Consider the following 20,652-nt stretch of genomic DNA (forward strand, 5'->3'; position numbering starts at 1 on the left):
CGTGCCGGTGTTGCGAAGAAGCCAAGCAGACAGCGTGCCAGGTTGGCAGATGCCCGGGTTCAGGGGGGGTGGGCACTGGCGCCTGGGTGGGGACGGGCCGCGCGTGTCCGCTGCTGGTGCGTCCTGCCCGCGCGCGGTGCGTCAGGCTCAGGGTTTGCCGCGCAGCTCTTTCAGGTATTGGTCGATGACCAGCGGCTGATGGAAGGGCATGCCATCGGCCATGCGCAGCAGGGTGCGATTGTGTTCGTAATGCCCGAGGGCATAGCCCAGGCGTTCGGCACCCGTGGTGGCAAGGAACACCAGCAGCGCCAGACGCAGGCCAGGCAAAGGCAGGCGCGGTGCGAAGAGAATCACCAGGCTGGCCAGGCTGCGCAGAAGGGTCTGGACGGTCAGGATGGCCAGCACCACCAGCAATGGATTCTGCGCGCGGAGCAAGGCCAGGGTCGCGTCCAGGGACAGGTCGCCCCAGTGCTGGCCTTGCGAGGTCCAGAACAGGTGGTCGATATGCACCAGCAGATGCACGAGGCTGATCAGTAGAACCTGGAAGGTCAGCTGCAGCGGGCGCGGCAGCCAGGTGAGCGGGCGGGCCAGCAGCCAGGCCGGCGCCAGGAACATCAGCGCATAGCTGCCGATCAGCATCCAGCGATAGGCGTGCTGGGGCAGGTTGTGCGCATCGGTGATGAACAGGTGCAGATGCAGCAGCAGCGCCAGCCAGGACAGGCACCAGAACAGGCCATCCGAGCGCTCATGATGATCGGAGCGGTAGTGCACCAGAATCCCCGGCTCCGACTGTGTGCCGCGCCAGCTGTAGGCCGGTGCCAGAGTGTTCTTCTTCCTGAAAGCCGACATGCTGACCATCCCCCGGGTGGACGAGTGCGAAGCGTTGTAAAGCCCTAACGGGCAGTTCGCCTTGTTGTGTGAGGGTTGTCGGCATCGGGCGGCTTATCTTGAGCGGGACAAATGGCGACCCCGCGCGGGGTCGCCATGCGCAGCACTCAGGCGGCCGGGCGGCGCTGGCGCTGGTAAAGGAATTCCAGTACCGCGCCCCGGTACTGGTGATAGAGCGGGTCGTTGGCCAGGGCCAGGCGCTCGCGGGGGCGCGGCAGTTCGACGGTGAGGATGTCGCCGACGGTGGCCGCCGGCCCGTTGCTCATCATCACGATGCGGTCGGAGAGCAGCACCGCTTCGTCCACGTCGTGGGTCACCATCACCACGGTGCTGTGGGTCTGGCCGACGATGCGCAGCAGTTCGTCCTGCAGATGGGCGCGGGTGAGGGCGTCCAGCGCGCCGAACGGTTCGTCCATCAGCAACACCTTGGGCTCCATCACCAGCGCGCGGGCGATGCCGACGCGCTGTTTCATGCCGCCGGAGATCTCGCTGGGGTATTTGTGCAGCGCATGGTCGAGGCCGACCATGCGCAGGGCCGCCTCGCTGCGTTCGCGGCGCTCGGCCTTGCTCTGGCTGGCGAACACCTTGTCCACCGCCAGCTGCACGTTGCCCAGGCAGGTCATCCAGGGCAGTAGGCTGTGGTTCTGGAACACCACCGCACGTTCCGGGCCGGGCCCGTCGATTTCCCGGCCGTTGCAGATCAGCCCGCCCTCGCTGGGCTCCAGCAGCCCGGCGATCAGGTTGAGCACCGTGGACTTGCCGCAGCCGGAGTGGCCGATCAGCGAGACGAACTCGCCGCGGGCGATGTCCAGGTTCACCTCGCGCAGGGCGACGAAGCGCCCCTTGCGGGTCTCGAAGTGTTTGCCGACGCGGGTCAGCTCGACGAATTTGTCCATGAAAGCCTCCGGGCTCAGCTGTGGTAGTCGAAGCGGCGGGCCAGCAGGAGCAGGCTCTGCTCCAGGGCCAGGCCGACCAGGCCGACGATGACGATGGCGATGAGAATGTGCGCCACGTTGAGGTTGTTCCACTCGTCCCACACCCAGAAGCCCAGGCCGATGCCGCCGGTGAGCATTTCCGCCGCGACGATCACCAGCCAGGCCACGCCGATGGCCAGGCGGATGCCGGTCATCAGGTGCGGCAGCACCGCCGGGAACAGGATGCGGGTCAGCACCTTGTATTCGGAGAGCTTCAGCACGCGGGCGACGTTCAGGTAGTCCTGCGGCACGCTGGCCACGCCGGCGGCGGTGTTGAGGATGATCGGCCAGATGGCGCTGATGAAAATCACCCAGATCGACGCCGGCCCGGCGGCCTCGAACACCAGCAGGCCGATCGGCAGCCAGACCAGCGGCGACACCGGGCGCAGCAGGCTGATGATCGGCGCCAGCATGCGCGCCAGGAAGGCGAAGCGGCCGATGGCGAAGCCCAGCGGGATGCCGACCAGCGCCGCCAGCCCGAAGCCGGCGCCGACTCGACCCAGCGAATGCAGGATGTTCCAGCCGATGCCCATGTCATTGGGGCCGTTGTCGTAGAAGGGATCGGCGAACAGCGCCAGCGCCGCCTGCCCGGTGACCAGGGGGCCGGGCAGGCCCTCGCTGCGCGCCGCCAGCAGCGCCCAGAGGAACAGGAACAGCAGGATGCCCAGCAGCGGCGGCAGCACCGCCTGCGTGCCCTGGCGCAGCCAGCCGGCGATGGCCAGGCGACGCAGGGGGTGGGTTTCGCGATGGGCCACCGGGGGCGGCGTCAAGGGTACGGTCATGGCGCGTCTCCTCAGGTCAAACCTTGATGGTGAAGGAACGGGCGTAGCCGGCCGGATCACTGCCGTCCCACCGCTTGCCGTCGATCAGCGTGCTGCTGCGCAGCGGGCTGGCCGGTACGGCCATGCCCAGGGCGCTGGCGGCTTCGCTGTACAGGCGGGTCTGGTTGACGGCAGCGGCCACGGCGGCGTAATCGGGGTCTTCGCTCAGCAGTCCCCAGCGGCGGAACTGGGTCAGGAACCACATGCCGTCGGAGTGATAGGGGAAGTTGACGCTGCCGTCGCGGCAGAACCGCATGCTGTACGGGTCCTGCCAGCTGTTGCCGAGGCCATCCTCGTAGTTGCCGAGGAAGCGCTGCTCGATCACCTGCACCGGGGCATTCACATAGGCCTTGCCGGCGATCAGCTTGGCGGTGCTGCGGCGATTTTCCTCATTGGCGTCGATGAAGCGGCTGGCTTCCAGCAGCGCCATCACCAGCGCGCGGGCGGTGTTGGGGTACTGCTCGACGAAGGCGCGGGTGGTGCCCAGCACCTTCTCCGGATGGTCCGGCCAGATCTGCTGGCTGGTGGCCACGGTGAAGCCCACCTTGTCGAAGATCGCCCGCGCGCCCCAGGGCTCGCCGACGCAGAAACCGTCCATGTTGCCGACGCGCATGTTGGCCACCATCTGCGGCGGCGGCACGGTGATGGTCTTCACGTCGCTCATCGGATTGATGCCGTGGGCGCCCAGCCAGTAGTAGAGCCACATGGCGTGGGTGCCGGTGGGGAAGGTCTGGGCGAAGGTCAGCGGCGTGGCGGACTGCTTTACATGGGCGGCCAGCTGTTCGCCGGTGGTCACGCCCGCGTCGCGCAGCTGTTTCGAGAGGGTGATGCCCTGGCCGTTCTGGTTCAGACTCATAAGTACCGCCATGTCACGCTGCGGGCCGGCCAGCCCTAGCTGGGCGCCGTACATCATGCCGTACAGCACGTGGGCGGCATCCAGCTCGCCGGTGTTCAACTTGTCGCGCACGCCAGCCCAGGAGGCTTCCTTGCTGGGCGTGATGTTCAGCCCGTACTTGCTGCCGAAGCCCTGGGTGGCGGCGACAACCACCGAGGCGCAATCGGTGAGCGGTATGAATCCGATGCGCAGATCGGTTTTCTCCGGCGCATCCGAACCCGCCGCCCAGGCGGTGGTGCGCAGGAAAGACGGCGCGGCGAGGCTCAGCCCGGCGACGGCAATGGACTGCTTGAGAAAGGTGCGACGGGTCGAATCACGCTCGTTCATGGAGACTTCCTTTTTCGGGCAATAAAAAACGGCGTACACGTCGGGTTACCTGCGAGGGGGAAGGCAACCCGACGGACGCCGTTGTCCGCGATCCACAGCCCGCCGCCATTGGCGTGCCGCGAGAGTTCGGTTGAGACAAAGCAAAGGGCTTGCCAGGTTTTCAGAGGCAATTAAAAGCCTTTGAAAACAGCCGGTTGGCGTATGCAGAGCGGAGAGTGGGAAAGGCGATGCCTTGTACTTGTGCGTTGGGGCACCTGCTATGCGCCAGGGCGGCGCATGCTGGAGCGCTACCGCGATGACCGATGCGGAACCTGTAGGAGCGGCTTTAGCCGCGACCGGGTGGGTAGGGCGTCGCGGCCAAGCCCCTCCTACGAAAGCCTGGTTACGCTGGTGGTTGTGGGGCCGGACCTGCCCGGCCGGTTTATCCCGGCCGGCAGAGGTGGGAACGCAATGGTTTCTGAGGATTCGAGCCCGCTGGCCGGCGTAAAGCCGGCCCCACAGGATTTCCGCGCGGCCTCGTGGGCCGCCGCTGGGTGCACACCGCATCGGCCGCCGGGAAAGCGCCGACTGCTCTACGGGGCCGGCGTTGCGCCGGCCCCTGACGGGTCAGGCCTCGGTCTTGCGCGCCTTGGTCGGTGGGGTGATCAGTCCGTCGGCGCGGAACATCGCCTTGATGCCACGCAGCGCCTGGCGGATGCGGTCCTGGTTTTCGATCAGCGCGAAGCGCACATGATCGTCGCCGTACTCGCCGAAGCCGATGCCCGGGGACACCGACACCTTGGCCTCGGCCAGCAGCTTCTTGGCGAACTCCAGCGAGCCCATGTGCGCATAGGGCTCGGGAATCTTCGCCCAGATGTACATGGACGCCTTGGGGTTCTCGACCATCCAGCCGGCCTCGTGCAGGCCCTTGACCATCAGGTTGCGGCGCTGGCGGTACTGCTCGGCGATGTCGCGCACGCACTGCTGGTCGCCTTCCAGCGCGGCGATGGCCGCCACCTGCAGCGGTGTGAAGGTGCCGTAGTCGTGGTAGCTCTTGATGCGCGCCAGGGCGTTGACCAGCTCGGGGTTGCCGACCATGAAGCCGATGCGCCAGCCGGCCATGTTGTAGCTCTTGGACAGGGTGAAGAACTCCACCGCCACGTCCTTGGCGCCCGGCACCTGCATGATCGACGGCGCCTTCCAGCCGTCATAGACGATATCCGCGTAGGCCAGGTCGTGCACCACCAGGATGTCGTACTGCTTGGCCAGGGCCACCACACGCTCGAAGAAGTCCAGCTCCACGCACTGGGCGGTGGGGTTGGAGGGGAAGCCGATGATGATCATCTTTGGCTTGGGGATCGACTCGCGAATCGCCCGTTCCAGCTCGGCGAAGAAGTCCATGCCGGGAATCAGCGGCACCGAGCGCACCTGGGCGCCGGCGATCACCGCGCCGTAGATGTGGATCGGGTAGCTGGGGTTGGGGACCAGCACCGTGTCGCCCTGGTCCAGGGTGGCCAGCATCAGGTGCGCCAGGCCTTCCTTGGAGCCGATGGTGACGATGGCTTCGGATTCCGGGTCGATCTCCACGGCGTAGCGATCCTGGTACCAGCGCGAAATTGCGCGGCGCAGGCGCGGAATGCCGCGCGAGGTGGAATAGCCATGGGTGTCGTCGCGCTGGGCGACCTGCACCAGCTTCTCGACGATATGCGGCGGCGTGGCGCCGTCCGGGTTGCCCATGCTGAAGTCGATGATGTCCTCGCCACGGCGGCGGGCGGCCATCTTCAGCTCGGCGGTGATATTGAAAACGTAGGGGGGCAGACGATCGATGCGCGCAAAGCGGCGCTTGCCGTGTTCGGCCATGATTTCCTCGATGTGACGTAAGCGCCCGGAACCGTCCGAGCGACGCTGGTCGCCTGTGCGACCGAAGGCGACGATACGCCGTCCACCGACAAGCGGCAAGCCGGCCCGGGCGCTGGGACTGTGGCCGGACCTGTAGGGCCGGCTTTACGCCGGCCGGCGGGGGCGGGTGCTCCGCTAAGGGTGCCGGTCGCAGCAACGTCGGCCGGGGTAAACCCGGCCCTACAAAGGCATGACGCTCGCCCGATGCCGGGAAGAACCTGTAGGGCCGGCTTTACGCCGGCCAGCGGGGGCGGGTGCTAAGCCTGTGGTGTCGGTCGCAGCAACATCGGCCGGGGTAAACCCGGCCCTACAAGGCATGACGTTCGCCGATACCGGAAGAACCTGTAGGGCCGGCTTTATGCCGGCCAGCGGAGGTGGGTGCTCCGCTAAGGGTGTCGGTCGCAGCAACATCGGCCGGGGTAAACCCGGCCCTACAAGGCATGACGTTCGCCTGATGCCGGGAAGAACCTGTAGGGCCGGCTTTACGCCGGCCAGCGGAGGCGGGTGACAGCTAAGGATGTCAGTCGCAGCAATGTCGGCCGGGATAAACCCGGCCCTACAAGTCCAGCCCTGTGGGGTAGGCCTCAGCCGCGCATCAGCGACTGCATGGCGATGATCTGCTCGGCCACCTGGATGAGTTTCTGCTGCCGGCCCATGGCCTGGCGGCGCATGAGGGTGTAGGCCTCTTCCTCGTCGCATTGGCGCAGCTTCATGAGGATGCCCTTGGCCTGTTCGATGCGCTTGCGTTCGTTGAGCTGCGCTTCGCGGGCCTGCAACTGGCTGCGCAGGGTCTGCTCGCTTTCGAAGCGGGCCATGGCCACGTCGAGGATGGGCTTCAGGCGCTGGGTCTGGATGCCTTCGACGATGTAGGCGCTGACCCCCGAGCGAATCGCCTGGCGCATCACCTGTGGGTCCTGCTCGTCGGTGAACATCACGATCGGGCGGGGCTGGGCGCGCGACACCATGACCACTTGCTCGAGCACGTCGCGGCCGGGCGATTCGCTGTCGATCAGGATGACGTCGGGCTTGAGCGCTTCCACGCGGTCGGGGAGGTCAATGGTCGGACCGGATTCGGCGATGACGTCGAATCCCGCTTCGCTCAGGGCCTGTCGAAGACGCCCCACATGACGGGCGGTGTCGTTGATCAGCAGGATGCGCAGCATGGCAGTCTCTCCACGATGTGCTCCGCCGAACCATTCCCGCTCATGCGCACAACAAGGGCGCATGGCAAGGAGGTCATGCCTCATGGTGGATCGGCGGAACACGGGCACGGCAAGGCGCGGGCGCGCCGTTATAGGTATGCCGATGCCGGAGCAACTGCCATGCCAGGGCGCTTGGCCGTGGATCAGCGCTCGATGATCTGCCGCACCTGGGACTTGGGAATCTGCCGGGTGCGCCCCTCGCTGTCCTCGTACTCGATCAGGCCGGTCTTCTTGTCGAGCTCGGGCTTGTCCTGGCTGGCCAGCATCTGGCCGTCGGTCGTGGCGATGATGTAATCGCTGGCGCAACCCGCCAGCCCCAGCGCGCAGCACGCAGCAATGATCCAGTGCTTCATTGAGGAGCCTCCTACCGTTTCACCCTGAACGGGCGTACAGGGCTGTGACCAGCAGGCCTGGCGGATGCTCCCCGCGTTCGTCCGAACCCGCTCAGACGTGGAAGCGCGAGCTGAGCCGCTCCAGCCGGTCGGTCAGCGCCTGCAGCTGCTCGCTCTCCTGGTCCAGGCGCCGCGCGTCGTCGGCGTTGCGCTCTGCCACCTCGCGGATGCCCTGCAGGTTCTGGCTGATCTGCAGGTTGACCGCGCTCTGCTCCTGGGTGCTGGAGGCGATCAGGGTATTCATGCGGCTGATCGCCTCGATCTCGTCGCCCATGGCCACCAGCAGCTCGCCCGCCTGCCGACTGCCGGTCACGCAGTCCAGCGCGGCTTCGCGGCTGCTCCGCATGACCCGAGCGGCGGTCTGGCTGTCCTGCTGGAGGCGCCCGAGGATGTCATGGATCTCGCGGGTCGAGTCGGCGGTGCGTTGCGCCAGGTTGCGCACCTCGTCGGCCACCACGGCAAAGCCGCGGCCGGCTTCGCCGGCGCGCGCCGCCTCGATGGCCGCGTTGAGCGCCAGCAGGTTGGTCTGGCCGGCGATGCTGCCGATCACCTCGAGCACCTTGCTGACCTGCTCGGACTGCTCGGCCAGCGCCTGCACGGTCTGGTTGGCCTCGTTCAGCTGCTCGGCCAGGGCGTCGATGGCCTGCTGCGAGGTCTGGAGCAGGCGTTCGCCGGTGTCGGATTTCTCGTTGATGCCCTGGGCGGCGCGGGCCGCCTCGCTGGCATGATCGGCGACGTTTTCGATGGCGGCGACCATCTCGTCCATGGCCGCCAGCATCTGCGCGGTTTCGTCCAGCTGGCGGTTCGCGCCGCTGCGCAACTGATCGGTGGTGGCCGCCAGGTGATCGGCCGACTGCTCCAGCTGGCGGCTGTCGCGCACCACTGCGCCGGTGAGTTCGCCGAGCTCGTCGAGGAAGGCGTTGAAGCGCTGGGCGATCGGTCCGCGCTGGGGAATGCGATAGGTCAGGTTGATCTTGTCGTCGGACACCAGGCGATCGGTGGCGGTCATCAGGCCTTCGCCTTCGGCGGCGGCCTTGTGGCTCTGCTGCGCCAGATACACCAGGATGGCGGTCTCCAGCACCACGTAGAAGGCGTGCAGGAAGATGGTGCCCCAGCCGCCTTGCTGGATCACCACCAGATCGAAGCCGCGCGTCTGCAGGGCATAGAACACCAGGTGGTGCACGGCCACGGTGGCCGCTGCCGCGACGATCGGCAGCCAGTCGCGGTAGAACAGCAGGACCGCCAGCAGCACGAAGATACCGAAATGGAACTCCACCACGCCGTGGGCGAGGTTGATCTGCAGGGCGGCCATCACCATGAAGGCCGCGCCCATCAGGCCGCGCAGCAGGCGCTGGCCAGGGATCAGCTGGCCGAGCACGGTCAGCGTCACGCCGGTAAGGCCGCCGATCACCAGGGCCTGCCCGGCGTTGTCGAACCAGAGGCCCAGGATCAGGGCGTAGAGGAACATCGCCCAGAGCACGCCGCGCATGACGCGGTCGGCCTGACGGTGATGGCGTTGCAGGGAAGTCAGGCTTTGGTTCATGGGGTCGGCAGCCTAAAAAAATTAATGGGAAAGCCCCGCGCGCAAGCGTTCGGAAACGCGCACGGACTCGGCAGAAACCTTTTAATTGTTATTAGGCACACGGCGAGGGGCGGGTACAGCGGCTGGCGAAGGCGCTGGAAACGCCCCCGACAAAAGTGTGGGCATTATGCTATCACGGCGTTCGACGGCTCAAATGCCTAAAACTGATACCAAGCGGGTCATTCCTGGTGGATCGTTGAATTAACTGAACGGGCCTTCGCTGAGCCGGGTCTCGATGCTGATCTGCACCTGGGTCATCAGCTTGTGCAGCGGGCAGTGGCCAGCCACCCGCTTCAGCTCGGCGCGCTGCTCGTCGGTCAGGTTGCCGCGCAGGGTCAGCTCCGCCGTCATCGCGTAGAAGCCTTCCTTCTCCCGGCTGCCGTCGTGGCTGACCTCCACGCTGATGCCGGTCAGCGGAATGCCGTTCTGGCGGGCGTAATGGGTCACGGTCAGTGCCTTGCAGGTCGCCAGGGCGGTGTCGAAGTAGTCGTGGGGCTCGGGTGCGCTGCCCTGGCCACCTTGGCCGATCGGCAGGTCCGTGGCCAGTTCATGACGCTCATCCACCATGACGCTGTGGCGGTAGCTGGCGCTGGTCAGGGTGTGCACGACGATGCTCATGGACGGTTCTCCAGCGATGGGCTCGAACAGGGTAGAGCGTCTGGAGCCGGCAGTTGTTCCGCCGGACCGACCGGCCTTTCATGCGAGAATCCCGCCGCTGACCAATTCGGGGAACACACCATGCATGAAGACTTCTGGCGGGCGCGCTGGAACCGTAACGAGATCGGCTTTCATCTGTCCGAAGTGAATCCCTGGCTGCTGCGGCACTGGGCCGGCGAGCCGGGAACCCGGGTGCTGGTGCCGCTGTGCGGCAAGAGCCTGGACATGGCCTGGCTGGCCGGGCAGGGCCATCGGGTGCTGGGCGTGGAGCTGATGGAAACGGCCGTGCAGGCCTTCTTTGCGGAGCAGGGCCTGACCCCTGAGATCAGCGACAACGGTCGTTTCCGCTGCTACCGGCACGCAGCGCTGGAACTCTGGTGCGGCGATTTCTTCGCCCTGCGCGCCGAGGATGTGGCCGACTGCGTGTGCTTCTACGACCGGGCGGCGATGATCGCCCTGCCGCCGGCCCTGCGCGAGCGGTACGTGGCGCACCTGACGGCGATCCTGCCAGCACGCTGCGAGGGGCTGCTGGTGACGGTGGACTATGACCAGGCGCTGCGCGATGGCCCGCCGTTCGCGGTCGATGACGCCGAGGTGCGCGAGCGCTGGGGCGGAGCTGGCTGGTCGGTGACACCGCTGGAGCGTCGCGACGTGCTGGCGGAAAACTGGAAATTCCTGAAGCTGGGGGCCACCCGGCTGGACGAGGCGGCCTACCGGCTGGCGCGCTGAATCAGCTGTTCTGCTGCAGGTTGCGCACGAAGGTGTCGGCCTCGTCGATGGCGCGCTGCATGTCGCGCAGCAACTGATCGACATTGCCCTGCAGGCTGCGGTATTCGCCTTGCAGTGCGCTGATGGCGCGGGCGTTGAGGTTGTGCTTGAGGAACAGCACCTGGTCGCGCAGCACGCTCAGCACCGGCTCGATGCGTCGCTCGGCGGCGCGCATGCGCTCCAGCAGGGTCTTGTATTGCGCCCGGGTGCGCTTGAGTTCGGCGGCGCTGGCCTTGCGCAGGCTGGCGTTGCTGTACAGCTTGAGCTCGCCTTCCCACTCTTCGAACAACGCCTCGGCCACATCCTCGACGGCTTCGATGCGCTCACGTACCTCTTTCGCGCTGGATTCGCTGGCCTGGTATTCCTTGTTCAGCGCCTCATAGCGCGCCTCGAGCTCGCCACCTTTCACCTGCACCACGCTGCGATAGCGGTCCAGCGCGCTCTGGAATTGCTCCTTGGCCTCCTGCTGACTGTCACGGGCTTCTTCCACCCGGTCGACCAGGATGTCGCGCTTGTGCACCCCGACCTTTTCCATGGCGGCGAAATAGGCGCTCTGGCAACCAGTCAGGCCGAGCAGGGCGGTGAACAGCAGGGCGGAAAGGGGGCGCAGCATAAGGAGTCCTCGGCGTGAAAATGGCGACACTGTAACCCAACCCCTCTCCCCGGTCCTCTCCCGCAAGGGGAGAGGGGAAACGCAAGCGCCATGACCTCCCCCCTCCCACCAGGACGCAAGGAGAGGGAACGCAATCGGACACCTCCCTCTCCCCTCGCGGGAGAGGACCGGGGAGAGGGGGTAAGCATAAAAAAGGGCGACCGAAGTCGCCCAAGCAAGTGTGAAGCGATGGTGGCCGATCAGCGCAGGGCGCGCAGGGCCTCGATACGGTCTTCCAGCGGCGGGTGGGTCATGAACAGGCCGGCCAGGCCGTGCTTCAGGCCACCGTTGATGCCGAAGGCGGTGAGGCTGTCGGGCATGTGCACCGGCACTTCGCTTTCCGCGCGCAGGCGCTGCAGGGCGGCGATCATCGCGCCGGTGCCGGCCAGGCGGGCGCCGGCTTCGTCGGCCTTGAATTCGCGTTTGCGCGAGAACCACATGACGATGATGCTGGCCAGGATGCCGAGAACCAGTTCGGCGAAGATGGTCGCGATGAAGTAACCGATGCCGTGGCCGTCCTCGTTCTTGAAGATGGCCTTGTCCACGAAGTTGCCGAAGATGCGCGCGAAGAACATCACGAAGGTGTTCACCACGCCCTGGATCAGCGCCAGGGTGACCATGTCGCCGTTGGCCACGTGGCCGATCTCGTGGGCCAGCACGGCGCGTACTTCATCGGGGGAGAAGCGCTCCAGCAGGCCCTGGCTGACGGCGACCAGTGCGTCGTTCTTGTTCCAGCCGGTGGCGAACGCGTTGGACTCGTAGGCCGGGAAGATACCCACTTCCGGCATCTTGATGCCGGCTTCGCGCGACAGCTGCTCCACGGTCTGCAGCAGCCACTGCTCGTGGCGGGTCTGCGGCTGGGTGATGATCTGGGTGCCGGTGCTCATCTTGGCCATCCACTTGGAGATGAACAGCGAGACCAGCGAGCCGGCAAAGCCGAACACGGCGCAGAAAACCAGCAGGCTGCCGTAGTTCTGGCCGGTGAAGCGATCAACCCCGAGCAGTTTCAGGGTGATGCTGGCGATGATCAGCACCGCCAGGTTGGTGGCCAGGAACAGGAAAATACGCATCATGGTGTGGGCGAACTCCACTGAGGAATAACGGAACGCTGGTTATATAAGGTTCGGGCGAGGCCTATTCAACCGAGGGACTATTGCAAACTGTGTCCCCTGGCTGCGCCTCGCCTGTCTTGCGGATGCGGCACACGACCCTGCCTGGCAGGGTCGTTGTCGTCACTGGCGGTAGGTCTTCATGAAATTGCCGATCCGGCGGATGGCCATGTCCAGGTCATCCACGCGCGGCAGGGTGACCACTCGGAAGTGGTCCGGCCACGGCCAGTTGAAGGCGGTGCCCTGCACGATGAGGATCTTCTCCGAGAGCAGCAGGTCGAGGGCGAACTTCTCGTCGTTGTGGATCGGGCAGACCTTCGGGTCGATGCGCGGGAAGGCGTACAGCGCGCCCATCGGCTTCACGCAGCTGATGCCGGGGATATCGTTGAGCAGTTCGTAGGCGCGGTTGCGCTGCTCGAACAGGCGGCCGGGCGGCAGCACCAGGTCGTTGATGCTCTGGTAGCCGCCCAGGGCGGTCTGGATGGCGTGCTGGGCCGGCACGTTGGCGCACAGGCGCATGTTGGCCAGCATGTCCAGGCCTTCGATGTAGCCCTTGGCTAGGTGCTTGGGACCGGAAATCGCGATCCAGCCGGAGCGGAAACCCGCCACCCGGTAGGACTTGGACAGGCCGTTGAAGGTCAGGCACAGCACGTCCGGCGCCAGCGAGGCGGTGGCGATGTGCTCGGCGTCATCGTAGAGAATCTTGTCGTAGATCTCGTCGGAGAACAGGATCAGGTTGTGCTGGCGGGCCAGCTCGACGATGGCCTCCAGGCACTCCTTGGAATACACGGCGCCGGTGGGGTTGTTCGGGTTGATCAGCACCAGCGCCTTGGTGTTGGGGGTGATCTTGGCCTTCATGTCGGCCAGGTCGGGGAACCAGCCGGCCTGCTCGTCACACAGGTAGTGCACCGGCTTGCCACCGGCCAGGCTCACGGCGGCGGTCCACAGCGGGTAGTCGGGCGCCGGCAGCAGCACCTCGTCGCCGTTGTTCAGCAGCGCCTGCATGGACATCATGATCAGCTCGGACACGCCGTTGCCGAGATAGACATCCTCGATGCCCACGCCCTCGACGTTCTTCTGCTGGTAGTACTGCATCACCGCCTTGCGCGCGCTGAACAGACCCTTGGAGTCGCTGTAGCCCTGGGCGGTCGGCAGATTGCGGATCACGTCCTGGAGGATCTCCTCCGGGGCTTCGAAGCCGAACGGCGCCGGGTTGCCGATATTCAGCTTGAGCACGCGATGACCTTCGTCCTCCAGGCGTTTGGCGTGCTTGAGCACCGGCCCGCGAATGTCATAGCAAACGTTGGCGAGCTTGTTCGACTTACTGATCTGCATGATGCTGAGTGTTCCCGAAGTGAACGTCGCAAGGCTGCACGGCCACGTGCAGTCGAAGGCGGCGAGGAGCGCCTTGGCAGCATCCGCGTGCGCTGCCAGACTGGCGGTTGAAAGCCCCGCATGATACGACTGGCCCGCAAGCGGGGAAAGGTGCGGGCCGGCATTTTCCATAGGGTCTGCTGACGTTTCCGGAGCCGCGATGGACAAGATCGACAAACCCCTCGACGCCTGGCGCGAGGAACTCTCGCCCGAACAGTTCCATATCTGCCGCCTGGGTGGCACCGAGCGTGCATTCAGCGGCGAGTACTACGCCACCCGCACGCCGGGCATCTACCACTGCGCTTGTTGCCAGGCGCCGCTGTTCGATTCCGACACCAAGTACGATTCGGGCAGCGGCTGGCCCAGTTACTTCCAGCCGGTGAACGGCGACGCGGTCAGGGAGTTGGAGGATTTCAGCCACGGCATGCAGCGCATCGAAGTTCGCTGCGCGCGCTGCGATGCCCACCTCGGCCATGTGTTCCCGGACGGCCCGCGGCCAACCGGGCTGCGCTACTGCATCAATTCGGCATCACTCAAGCTGGTGCCGAAGACGGACCCCGCCTGAAACCGTTCGACAAAGGAGTGTTGCCCCGATGACCGATCTGCTGCAGATCCCGATTACCGATATCAAAGGACAGGAAACCCGCTTGGCCGACTACGGCGCCCGGGCATTGCTGGTGGTCAATACCGCCAGCCGCTGCGGCTTCACCCCGCAGTACGAGGGGCTGGAACACCTCTGGCAGCAATACAAGGATCGCGGGCTGACGGTGCTGGGTTTTCCCTGCAATCAGTTCGGCGCCCAGGAGCCGGGCAACGAGCAGGAGATCGCCAGCTTCTGCTCGACCAGCTTCGGGGTCAGCTTCCCGCTGTTCCGCAAGCTGGAGGTGAACGGCCCGGGTGCCCATCCGCTGTTCGTCGAACTCAAGCGCCGCGCGCCGGGCCTGCTGGGCAGTCAGCGCATCAAGTGGAACTTCACCAAGTTCCTGATCAGTGCAGACGGCTCGCGCGTCGAGCGCTTCGCCCCGACCACCAAACCCGAAGCCTTGCAAGAGGCAGTGGAAAAGCTGCTGCTGTAAAAGGAGTACCCCCTTGGATTCCCGACTGATCGCGTTGCTGGAGCGGGCCGAGCGCCTGGCGCAGCGACTCGAACCCCTGTTGCCGGTCGAACCGCCGGTGATCGACTGGACCACCACCCTGGCCGCGCGCTGGCAACGCCAGGGACGCAGCGGCTTCCTGCAGCCGTTGCGGGTGAGCCACGACTTGCGCCTGGATGACCTGCTGGGTGTGGATCTGCAGCGCGAGCAGCTGGCCCGTAACACCCGCCAGTTCGTCGCCGGCCTGCCCGCCAACCACGCCCTCCTGTGGGGCGCGCGCGGCACTGGCAAGAGTTCGCTGGTGCGCGCGCTGCTGGCCGAGCATTGGCCGGCCGGGCTGCGCCTGGTGGAAATCGAACGCGATCATCTGGCCGACCTGCCACGGGTGGTCGAGCAACTGATCGATCAGTCGCAACGGTTCGTGCTGTTCTGCGACGACCTGTCGTTCGAGGCTGGGGAGGGGGAGTACCGGGTGCTGAAGAGCGTGCTGGACGGTTCGCTGGAACGCGCGCCGGACAACGTGCTGCTGTACGCCACTTCCAACCGCCGGCACCTGGTGCCGGAACGGCAGAGCGACAACGACAACTGGGAGCGGGTGGACGGCGAGTTGCACCCGAGCGAAGCGGTGGAGGACAAGATCGCGCTCTCCGACCGCTTCGGCCTGTGGCTGTCCTTCTATCCCTTCAGCCAGGAGCATTACCTGTCGGTGGTGCGCCACTGGATCGGCAGCCTGGCGGCCGAGGCCGGTCTGAGCTGGGCGTGGGACGAGGAGCTGGAGAAGGCGGCGGTGCGCTGGGCGACAGGGCGCGGCAACCGCAATGGCCGCTGCGCCTACCAGTTCGCGCGGCAGTGGGTGGGGCTCAGGCTGTTGCAGTGATCAGGCCGCCGAGCGGCGGCGGGGCAGGGGGCAGAGCGCGACGGCGCTGCGCCCCCGAAAGGGGCGGGTCTCAGTCGTAGACCTGCTTCTTGCGCCACGGATCGTCGATTTCCTCCTGGGTGAGGCCGACGGTCAGCTGGTCGTCATCTTCCTCGGTGGGCTCGCGGTCCAGCGCCAGGTTGTTCGCGCGCTCCAGGTGCTTGGCCAGTTCGCGCAGCTCGATGCGGTAGCGCTCCTGGTCGGCCTGGCGGCGCAGGAACTGCACGGCGCGCTCGAAGGCCAGGCGCGCCTGGCGGGGCTTGTCCTGTTGCAGCAGTTGCACGCCGACGCTGGTAAAGAAGTCGATGTGCAGCTGCACCATCATGTGGCGGATCTCGTCGACCCAGTGGCGCGCCTCGGCCGTGGTGATGAGATTCTCGCGCGCCGCGCGGGTGATCACCCCGTGCAGGCCTTCAAGCAGGAAGCGCACTTCCTTGGCCTTGTTCTCGGTATTGATCGACTGCGGCAGGTTCTTCACCGGCAGGTTCTCGCCCTTGCCCAGCAGCACCACCAGCTCGTCGATGCGCGTGACCAGTTCGGTGTTTTCCGGCGCCATGGGGCGCAGTCGCTCGCTGAGCTTGAGCTCCAGCTTGCACATCAGCAGCTTGAGCGCCGGCGACATCATCTGCCCGGGCAGAATCTCGCTGAGATCGGCGCAGCGGCGAACGCGCTCGGTGAGTTCGGCTTTCTGGCGCTGTCGCTCCAGCTTGCGGCGCTCGATCTGCTGGCTGACATAAACCAGGATGATCGCAATGAACAGCGCGGCGAAGACCAGGGCGGTGATAAGGGCTGGAGACAACGGCTTTCCTCCGGTGATGGCATCTGGCCCCGAGTGTAGAGATTTCTCCCCTTGGCTCCTAGGGTCTATTAAGCTTTCGTCGCGCACCTCCGGTCCGGACAGGCCCCTGCCGCGCAGTGCCGCATCGTGCCGCGTCCGTCGAGCGCCGGAAAGCACGCGCTGGGGCGAGGCGACGGACAGTCGTTCGGCCTGAATGTTTTTTGAGCAGAAGTCATTGATTTAAAAAAAGTTTTGTTTGGGTGTTGACGCCTCCCCGAGGCATCCATAAAATGCGCCCCACTTCCAGCGCAGACGGCAACGCCAAGCGGGGAAGCCGGAAAGAAAGTTTGCAAAAACTGTTGTAAGTTCCGGGCCGCGTCCCCTTCGTCTAGTGGCCTAGGACACCGCCCTTTCACGGCGGTAACAGGGGTTCGAGTCCCCTAGGGGACGCCAATAAGCGGGAATAGCTCAGTTGGTAGAGCACGACCTTGCCAAGGTCGGGGTCGCGAGTTCGAGTCTCGTTTCCCGCTCCAAACTCAGAAAAAAGCGACCGCAAGGTCGCTTTTTTCGTTTCTGCCTGGTGTATCACGCGAAGGGAGCCGCCCATGATCGAAGCCACCTGGATCGCCTTCGCCTTCGGACTGGGTCTGCTGGCCCGTGTCATCGGCCTGCCGCCGCTGATCGGCTACCTCGGCGCCGGGTTCGCCCTGGCCGCGTTCGACAACCAGCTCGGCATCACCCGCCAGGACAGCGAGATCCTCGCCCACCTGTCGCACCTGGGCGTGCTGCTGTTGCTGTTCACCGTGGGCCTCAAGCTCAAGCTCAGCAACCTGGCCCGCCCGGAAGTGGTGGGCGGCAGCTTGCTGCATTTCGGGCTGTCCTCCGTGCTGATGCTGCCGCCGATCCTGCTGTTTTTCGATGTCAGCGCGTACGAAGCGCTGATGCTCTCGGTGGTGCTGGCGTTCTCCAGCACCGTGCTGGCTGCCAAGGTGCTGGAGAGTCGCCGCGAGCTGAAGGCCTTCCATGGCCGGGTGGCGATCGGCGTGTTGATCATGCAGGACCTGATCGCCCTGCTGGTGATGAGCCTGGCCAGTGGCAAGGTGCCCTCGGCCTGGGCCTTGCTGGTCTTCCTGTTGCCGCTGCTGCGTCCGCTGCTGTTCCGGCTGCTTGATCACAGCGGTCACGAGGAACTGCTGGTGCTGCTCGGTCTGATGATGGCACTGGTGGTCGGCGGCCTGGGTTTCGAGTCGGTGGGGCTCAGTTCCGAGCTGGGCGCACTGGCCTTCGGCGCCATGCTGGCCAAGCATCCGCGCGCTGGCGAGCTGTCCAATTCCCTGTGGTCGGTCAAGGAAGTCTTCCTGGTCGGCTTCTTCCTGCAGATCGGCATCGGCGGACTGCCGGATATCGACGCGCTGATCTTCGCCGCCGTGATGTCACTGTTGCTGCCGCTGAAGACCGTGCTGTTCTTCTTCCTGTTCCTGGCCTTCCGCCTGCGCTCGCGCAGCGCCTTCCTCAGCGCCGCCAGCCTGACCAACTACAGCGAATTCGGCCTGATCGTCATGAGCGTGGTGATGCCGCAATGGCTGGTGCCGCTGGCCATCACGGTGGCCTTTTCGTTCATCCTCTCGGCGCAGTTCAATCGTGTCTCGGCGTCGCTGTACGACCCGCTTGATCCCGCTGGAGCGCGACACCCGCCACCCGGACGAACAGCCGGTGTCGCTGGGTGATGCACAGATCCTGGTCATGGGCATGGGGCGCACCGGACGCGCCGCCTACAACGACCTGCAGCCGAAAGGCTACCGGCTGATCAGCCTGGACTCCGACCCGGTGGCCGTCGAACGCGCGGCCCGCGAGGGCTGCAACATTCTCTATGCCGATGCTGAAGATCAGACCTTCTGGCAGAGCCTGGAGATGCGCCAGGTCGAGGCGGTGATCCTGGCCATGAACGACGCCGAGGCGAAGGTCATCGCCAGTCGCAAGCTGCGCGAGAAGGGCTTCACCGGCCTGCTGGTCTCCCATGCCCTCTACGAGGACGTCGCCCGGCAGATCGAAGCGGCGGGCGCGGATCACACCTACCTGACCATGAGCGAAGCCGGCGCCGGTCTGGCGCAGAACGTGGCCAAGCAGCTGGAAGCCCGCCACGCAGCGTCGAGTCAGACGTTCGCGCCGTAGGCAAACGTCCGCGCCAGCCAGCGCTCCCGTGTCTTGGCGCTGGCGCCTTTCACCGGGCCGAAATTCGTGACGGTGACAGGCTTGATGCCGCAGAACTCGAGAATGGTGCGCTTCATCTGATGATGCCCGGGCATCCGGTACACCCAGCGGAAATACCAGGGCGGCGTGTCCAGGGTGACTAGCAGGTGCGCCGAACGGCCCGCCAGCAGGCCGTCGGCCATCAGCGCGCCCTCGCGAAAGCGGAAGGCGAATCCCGGCAGGAAAATCCGGTCGAAGAAGCCCTTCAGCAGGGCCGGCATCGACCCCCACCAGATCGGATAAACGAAGACGAGGTGCTGGGCCCAGGTGATCGCCTCCTGGGCGGCCAGCAGGTCGGGTTCGAGTACCTGAATGCGCGCGTAGCCTTCGTGCAGCACGGGATCGAAACGCAGCGATCCGAGGGCAAGGCTGCGCACTTCATGGCCTGCCGACGCCGCCCCGTTGGCGTAGGACTGGGCGAGGGCGCCGCACAGGCTGTCCTGCGAGGGATGGCCGAGGATGACGAGAATACGTTTGTTCATGCTGACTCCTGTTCATCGGAGCCGGCAGCCTAAGGTTTGCCCCTAGGGGCAGAGTCAACGGTTTTCTCGCAGACCCACAGCGAGGGTGCGTCAGCCAGGCGCTGGCGGAGCTCGTCCAGCCGCTCGATCCGTGTCGTTGCGGCGTAGATCTGCGCCTGCAGGGCCCGCCGCTTGCGATCGATCTGTTCGACGAGGTCGTCCAGGCTCGGCTGTGGCCGGCCGGGTACGCTCTGCAGGGCTTCGGCCAGCTCCTTCAGGGTAAAGCCGAGTGCCTGCGCGCAGCGGATGGTCTCGACGATGCCGACCACCTCCGGCGCATAGACGCGATACGTGCCCTGGCGCCTGGGTGTCGGAATGAGCCCCAGTTCCTCGTAAAGGTAGATCGCCTTGCGCGATGCGCCGGTCTGCTTCGAGAGATTGCCGATATACATATCGCGGCTGTGCCTGCAGGAATCAGGCCCGGCCGAGGGCGGAGACGATGCCGACAAAGAAGAACATGGCCGCCAGATACAGGATCTGGTTGCGCTGGCGATCCGTGAACACATAGCTCTGGCCCTTGCTCTGGGCGTACACATCGCCCGTCAGGGCGACCACGACCGCGACGGGGGTAAATACCAGAAGTGAAATCAGAATGAACCAGCGTTTGCGGTACCAGGGCAGCTCGGCATAGGCCGTGTTGATCTTCGTGAAGGCTTTCGGATTCATGGGAATTCCATCTGGGCTTTTTGATATGACGGGTCGCGCAGCCCCGGGGCAGAGCCCTGGGCGCGAGCAATCCGTCCCGTACATATCATATTGATGGCACCTGGCAAAAACTGGCCGGGTGCGTTGATCTGAATCATGGGTGGGTGGATCACGCGCCTGCTTGCCTCTGGCTGCGTACGACGATCAAGCCCGTTTCGCCGCGAACCTGGCGGCCGCCTTTTCGCCGACCAGCAGGCCCGCATAGGTGAGCGGCAGCGACAGGACAACCGCGATCCCCGCGATGACGAGGAGCAAGCCGGCACTCAGGCTCGCCAGCTCGGAAAGCTCCGGGTTCAGTGCCGCATCCAGGGCCAGCAGGCCCGCGCCAAGCGCCAGGGTCAACAGGGTGTACCAGCCAGCGGCCAGCCACTTGGTCTTGCGGGGCAGCGGAGCCGAGCGCTTGCCCGCCAGGTACTGGCCAACCCCCATGGCGGCGAGGAACCCGCCTACCGCGCCACTGCTGGGAGAATCCATCGCCAGCAGGATGTCGATCAGCACGAAGAGAATGGCGAAACAGAGAGTGCCCCCGAGAATCAGCAGGGCAATGAAGAAGGGTTTGGGCGATTCGGCAGAAACGTCAGACATCAGGGGTTTCCTTGGGTCTTGATGGCGCCCGCGTGTGGGGGCGGGATGGGAGGATGCGGGGAGGCGCGGCTTCAGCCGCGGTCCTCGACCCCGGCCGCGCAACGCGGACACAGGCAGGCTCGGTCCACCTGGTCCGCCGGCAGCCGCTGCAGCGCCTGCGGACTCACCGTTGCCTGCGTGCACCAGCATTCCACGTCGAAATGCCCGGCGGAGGCCGGTGCGCACTGATTCGCAGCGCCACAAAGCGGACAGCGCTGATGGGGGAGGGGGTTCTTCATGCGTTG

At 65.6% G+C, this 20,652-nt stretch carries 22 protein-coding genes, 2 tRNA genes and 1 pseudogene; 7 read left to right on the forward strand and 18 right to left on the reverse strand.

The features are described 5' to 3' along the window. Nucleotides 1-147: 147 nt before the first annotated feature. From VL129_RS16075 to VL129_RS16115, 9 genes are all read right to left on the reverse strand, one after another. Nucleotides 148-849: a hypothetical protein gene (locus VL129_RS16075; RefSeq protein ID WP_325414482.1), complete on the reverse strand. Its 702-nt coding sequence runs from the start codon at nucleotides 847-849 to the stop codon at nucleotides 148-150. Nucleotides 850-995: 146 nt separating this feature from the next. Beyond that, a complete protein-coding gene (locus VL129_RS16080) occupies nucleotides 996-1,784 on the reverse strand; it encodes an ABC transporter ATP-binding protein (RefSeq protein WP_325414484.1) in 789 nt (262 codons plus the stop codon). A gap of 14 nt (nucleotides 1,785-1,798) precedes the next feature. After that, on the reverse strand, nucleotides 1,799-2,644 hold the full coding sequence (gene ntrB / locus VL129_RS16085; RefSeq protein ID WP_325414486.1) for a nitrate ABC transporter permease: 846 nt from the start codon (nucleotides 2,642-2,644) through the stop codon (nucleotides 1,799-1,801). A 16-nt stretch (nucleotides 2,645-2,660) separates the two neighbouring features. Beyond that, complete coding sequence (locus VL129_RS16090) at nucleotides 2,661-3,905, reverse strand: CmpA/NrtA family ABC transporter substrate-binding protein (protein WP_325414488.1); 1,245 nt, start codon at nucleotides 3,903-3,905, stop codon at nucleotides 2,661-2,663. Nucleotides 3,906-4,511: 606 nt separating this feature from the next. Beyond that, a complete protein-coding gene (gene alaC / locus VL129_RS16095) occupies nucleotides 4,512-5,744 on the reverse strand; it encodes an alanine transaminase (protein WP_325414490.1) in 1,233 nt (410 codons plus the stop codon). 623 nt (nucleotides 5,745-6,367) lie between these two features. Continuing rightward, nucleotides 6,368-6,946 (reverse strand): ANTAR domain-containing response regulator, encoded by a 579-nt coding sequence (locus VL129_RS16100; RefSeq protein WP_325414492.1) that lies wholly within the window; start codon nucleotides 6,944-6,946, stop codon nucleotides 6,368-6,370. Nucleotides 6,947-7,128: 182 nt separating this feature from the next. Further along, nucleotides 7,129-7,338 (reverse strand): YgdI/YgdR family lipoprotein, encoded by a 210-nt coding sequence (locus VL129_RS16105; protein WP_027589791.1) that lies wholly within the window; start codon nucleotides 7,336-7,338, stop codon nucleotides 7,129-7,131. A 91-nt stretch (nucleotides 7,339-7,429) separates the two neighbouring features. Next, nucleotides 7,430-8,920, reverse strand: coding sequence for a methyl-accepting chemotaxis protein (locus VL129_RS16110; RefSeq protein ID WP_325414495.1), 1,491 nt, complete (start codon nucleotides 8,918-8,920; stop codon nucleotides 7,430-7,432). A gap of 240 nt (nucleotides 8,921-9,160) precedes the next feature. Beyond that, a complete protein-coding gene (locus VL129_RS16115) occupies nucleotides 9,161-9,577 on the reverse strand; it encodes an OsmC family protein (RefSeq protein WP_325414498.1) in 417 nt (138 codons plus the stop codon). A 120-nt stretch (nucleotides 9,578-9,697) separates the two neighbouring features. Here VL129_RS16115 and VL129_RS16120 point away from each other — a divergent pair, with 120 nt between their 5' ends. Beyond that, nucleotides 9,698-10,345 carry a thiopurine S-methyltransferase gene (locus VL129_RS16120; RefSeq protein ID WP_325414500.1) on the forward strand — a complete coding sequence of 216 codons (648 nt, stop codon included), beginning with the start codon at nucleotides 9,698-9,700 and terminating at the stop codon, nucleotides 10,343-10,345. Between the two features lies 1 nt (nucleotide 10,346). Here the strand turns inward: VL129_RS16120 and VL129_RS16125 are convergent, their stop codons facing one another. The 3 genes from VL129_RS16125 to VL129_RS16135 all read right to left on the reverse strand — a co-directional run bounded on the left by VL129_RS16125 (nucleotide 10,347) and on the right by VL129_RS16135 (nucleotide 13,480). Next, nucleotides 10,347-10,997, reverse strand: coding sequence for a DUF2959 domain-containing protein (locus tag VL129_RS16125; RefSeq protein WP_325414503.1), 651 nt, complete (start codon nucleotides 10,995-10,997; stop codon nucleotides 10,347-10,349). 239 nt (nucleotides 10,998-11,236) lie between these two features. After that, entirely contained in the window at nucleotides 11,237-12,109 is an 873-nt protein-coding gene (htpX, locus tag VL129_RS16130) for a protease HtpX (RefSeq protein ID WP_325414505.1), read from the reverse strand. Between the two features lie 159 nt (nucleotides 12,110-12,268). Next, nucleotides 12,269-13,480, reverse strand: coding sequence for a pyridoxal phosphate-dependent aminotransferase (locus VL129_RS16135; RefSeq protein WP_325414507.1), 1,212 nt, complete (start codon nucleotides 13,478-13,480; stop codon nucleotides 12,269-12,271). A gap of 199 nt (nucleotides 13,481-13,679) precedes the next feature. Here VL129_RS16135 and msrB point away from each other — a divergent pair, with 199 nt between their 5' ends. From msrB to VL129_RS16150, 3 genes are read left to right on the forward strand one after another with little or no spacing between them, the layout of a single operon-like run. After that, nucleotides 13,680-14,084: a peptide-methionine (R)-S-oxide reductase MsrB gene (gene msrB, locus VL129_RS16140; protein ID WP_325414509.1), complete on the forward strand. Its 405-nt coding sequence runs from the start codon at nucleotides 13,680-13,682 to the stop codon at nucleotides 14,082-14,084. A gap of 28 nt (nucleotides 14,085-14,112) precedes the next feature. After that, on the forward strand, nucleotides 14,113-14,595 hold the full coding sequence (locus VL129_RS16145) for a glutathione peroxidase (protein ID WP_325414511.1): 483 nt from the start codon (nucleotides 14,113-14,115) through the stop codon (nucleotides 14,593-14,595). 13 nt (nucleotides 14,596-14,608) lie between these two features. After that, complete coding sequence (locus VL129_RS16150) at nucleotides 14,609-15,490, forward strand: ATP-binding protein (RefSeq protein WP_325414513.1); 882 nt, start codon at nucleotides 14,609-14,611, stop codon at nucleotides 15,488-15,490. Between the two features lie 70 nt (nucleotides 15,491-15,560). On the opposite strand, the gene VL129_RS16155 is transcribed toward VL129_RS16150, so the two are convergent. After that, nucleotides 15,561-16,328 (reverse strand): hypothetical protein, encoded by a 768-nt coding sequence (locus tag VL129_RS16155; RefSeq protein ID WP_325414515.1) that lies wholly within the window; start codon nucleotides 16,326-16,328, stop codon nucleotides 15,561-15,563. 356 nt (nucleotides 16,329-16,684) lie between these two features. Between VL129_RS16155 and VL129_RS16160 the strand changes: the two genes are divergently transcribed. The 3 genes and pseudogenes from VL129_RS16160 to VL129_RS16170 all read left to right on the forward strand — a co-directional run bounded on the left by VL129_RS16160 (nucleotide 16,685) and on the right by VL129_RS16170 (nucleotide 18,479). Then, nucleotides 16,685-16,760: transfer RNA gene (locus VL129_RS16160), tRNA-Glu, on the forward strand. Between the two features lie 4 nt (nucleotides 16,761-16,764). After that, nucleotides 16,765-16,840, forward strand: a tRNA-Gly gene (locus tag VL129_RS16165). Between the two features lie 72 nt (nucleotides 16,841-16,912). Continuing rightward, nucleotides 16,913-18,479, forward strand: a pseudogene (locus VL129_RS16170) (cation:proton antiporter domain-containing protein). Here VL129_RS16170 and VL129_RS16175 read toward each other — a convergent pair. The 5 genes from VL129_RS16175 to VL129_RS16195 all read right to left on the reverse strand — a co-directional run bounded on the left by VL129_RS16175 (nucleotide 18,461) and on the right by VL129_RS16195 (nucleotide 20,646). Further along, nucleotides 18,461-19,039: an NAD(P)H-dependent oxidoreductase gene (locus VL129_RS16175; protein WP_325414517.1), complete on the reverse strand. Its 579-nt coding sequence runs from the start codon at nucleotides 19,037-19,039 to the stop codon at nucleotides 18,461-18,463. The pseudogene VL129_RS16170 and the gene VL129_RS16175 overlap by 19 nt on opposite strands. A gap of 29 nt (nucleotides 19,040-19,068) precedes the next feature. Beyond that, nucleotides 19,069-19,470, reverse strand: coding sequence for a MerR family transcriptional regulator (locus VL129_RS16180; protein ID WP_325414518.1), 402 nt, complete (start codon nucleotides 19,468-19,470; stop codon nucleotides 19,069-19,071). A gap of 22 nt (nucleotides 19,471-19,492) precedes the next feature. Further along, nucleotides 19,493-19,744: a hypothetical protein gene (locus VL129_RS16185; protein ID WP_325414519.1), complete on the reverse strand. Its 252-nt coding sequence runs from the start codon at nucleotides 19,742-19,744 to the stop codon at nucleotides 19,493-19,495. Nucleotides 19,745-19,927: 183 nt separating this feature from the next. Continuing rightward, nucleotides 19,928-20,368, reverse strand: coding sequence for an ABZJ_00895 family protein (locus VL129_RS16190; RefSeq protein ID WP_325414521.1), 441 nt, complete (start codon nucleotides 20,366-20,368; stop codon nucleotides 19,928-19,930). Nucleotides 20,369-20,439: 71 nt separating this feature from the next. Then, on the reverse strand, nucleotides 20,440-20,646 hold the full coding sequence (locus VL129_RS16195) for a cysteine-rich CWC family protein (RefSeq protein ID WP_325414523.1): 207 nt from the start codon (nucleotides 20,644-20,646) through the stop codon (nucleotides 20,440-20,442). Between the last annotated feature and the right edge of the window lie 6 nt (nucleotides 20,647-20,652).

Origin of the sequence: Pseudomonas sp. (assembly GCF_035497915.1) — a bacterium.
Classification (GTDB): Bacteria; Pseudomonadota; Gammaproteobacteria; order Pseudomonadales; family Pseudomonadaceae; genus Serpens.

Excerpts from the sequence above, each read along its gene's own strand:
- msrB (WP_325414509.1), top strand. The coding sequence starts at position 13,680 with ATGGACAAGATCGACAAACCCCTCGACGCCTGGCGCGAGGAACTCTCG.
- VL129_RS16195 (WP_325414523.1), bottom strand. The coding sequence starts at position 20,646 with ATGAAGAACCCCCTCCCCCATCAGCGCTGTCCGCTTTGTGGCGCTGCG.
- VL129_RS16185 (WP_325414519.1), bottom strand. The coding sequence starts at position 19,744 with ATGAATCCGAAAGCCTTCACGAAGATCAACACGGCCTATGCCGAGCTG.
- VL129_RS16125 (WP_325414503.1), bottom strand. The coding sequence starts at position 10,997 with ATGCTGCGCCCCCTTTCCGCCCTGCTGTTCACCGCCCTGCTCGGCCTG.
- VL129_RS16115 (WP_325414498.1), bottom strand. The coding sequence starts at position 9,577 with ATGAGCATCGTCGTGCACACCCTGACCAGCGCCAGCTACCGCCACAGC.
- VL129_RS16080 (WP_325414484.1), bottom strand. The coding sequence starts at position 1,784 with ATGGACAAATTCGTCGAGCTGACCCGCGTCGGCAAACACTTCGAGACC.
- VL129_RS16145 (WP_325414511.1), top strand. The coding sequence starts at position 14,113 with ATGACCGATCTGCTGCAGATCCCGATTACCGATATCAAAGGACAGGAA.
- VL129_RS16075 (WP_325414482.1), bottom strand. The coding sequence starts at position 849 with ATGTCGGCTTTCAGGAAGAAGAACACTCTGGCACCGGCCTACAGCTGG.
- VL129_RS16090 (WP_325414488.1), bottom strand. The coding sequence starts at position 3,905 with ATGAACGAGCGTGATTCGACCCGTCGCACCTTTCTCAAGCAGTCCATT.
- VL129_RS16120 (WP_325414500.1), top strand. The coding sequence starts at position 9,698 with ATGCATGAAGACTTCTGGCGGGCGCGCTGGAACCGTAACGAGATCGGC.
- ntrB (WP_325414486.1), bottom strand. The coding sequence starts at position 2,644 with ATGACCGTACCCTTGACGCCGCCCCCGGTGGCCCATCGCGAAACCCAC.
- VL129_RS16135 (WP_325414507.1), bottom strand. The coding sequence starts at position 13,480 with ATGCAGATCAGTAAGTCGAACAAGCTCGCCAACGTTTGCTATGACATT.
- VL129_RS16190 (WP_325414521.1), bottom strand. The coding sequence starts at position 20,368 with ATGTCTGACGTTTCTGCCGAATCGCCCAAACCCTTCTTCATTGCCCTG.
- VL129_RS16100 (WP_325414492.1), bottom strand. The coding sequence starts at position 6,946 with ATGCTGCGCATCCTGCTGATCAACGACACCGCCCGTCATGTGGGGCGT.
- VL129_RS16175 (WP_325414517.1), bottom strand. The coding sequence starts at position 19,039 with ATGAACAAACGTATTCTCGTCATCCTCGGCCATCCCTCGCAGGACAGC.
- VL129_RS16180 (WP_325414518.1), bottom strand. The coding sequence starts at position 19,470 with ATGTATATCGGCAATCTCTCGAAGCAGACCGGCGCATCGCGCAAGGCG.
- VL129_RS16105 (WP_027589791.1), bottom strand. The coding sequence starts at position 7,338 with ATGAAGCACTGGATCATTGCTGCGTGCTGCGCGCTGGGGCTGGCGGGT.
- alaC (WP_325414490.1), bottom strand. The coding sequence starts at position 5,744 with ATGGCCGAACACGGCAAGCGCCGCTTTGCGCGCATCGATCGTCTGCCC.
- VL129_RS16110 (WP_325414495.1), bottom strand. The coding sequence starts at position 8,920 with ATGAACCAAAGCCTGACTTCCCTGCAACGCCATCACCGTCAGGCCGAC.
- htpX (WP_325414505.1), bottom strand. The coding sequence starts at position 12,109 with ATGATGCGTATTTTCCTGTTCCTGGCCACCAACCTGGCGGTGCTGATC.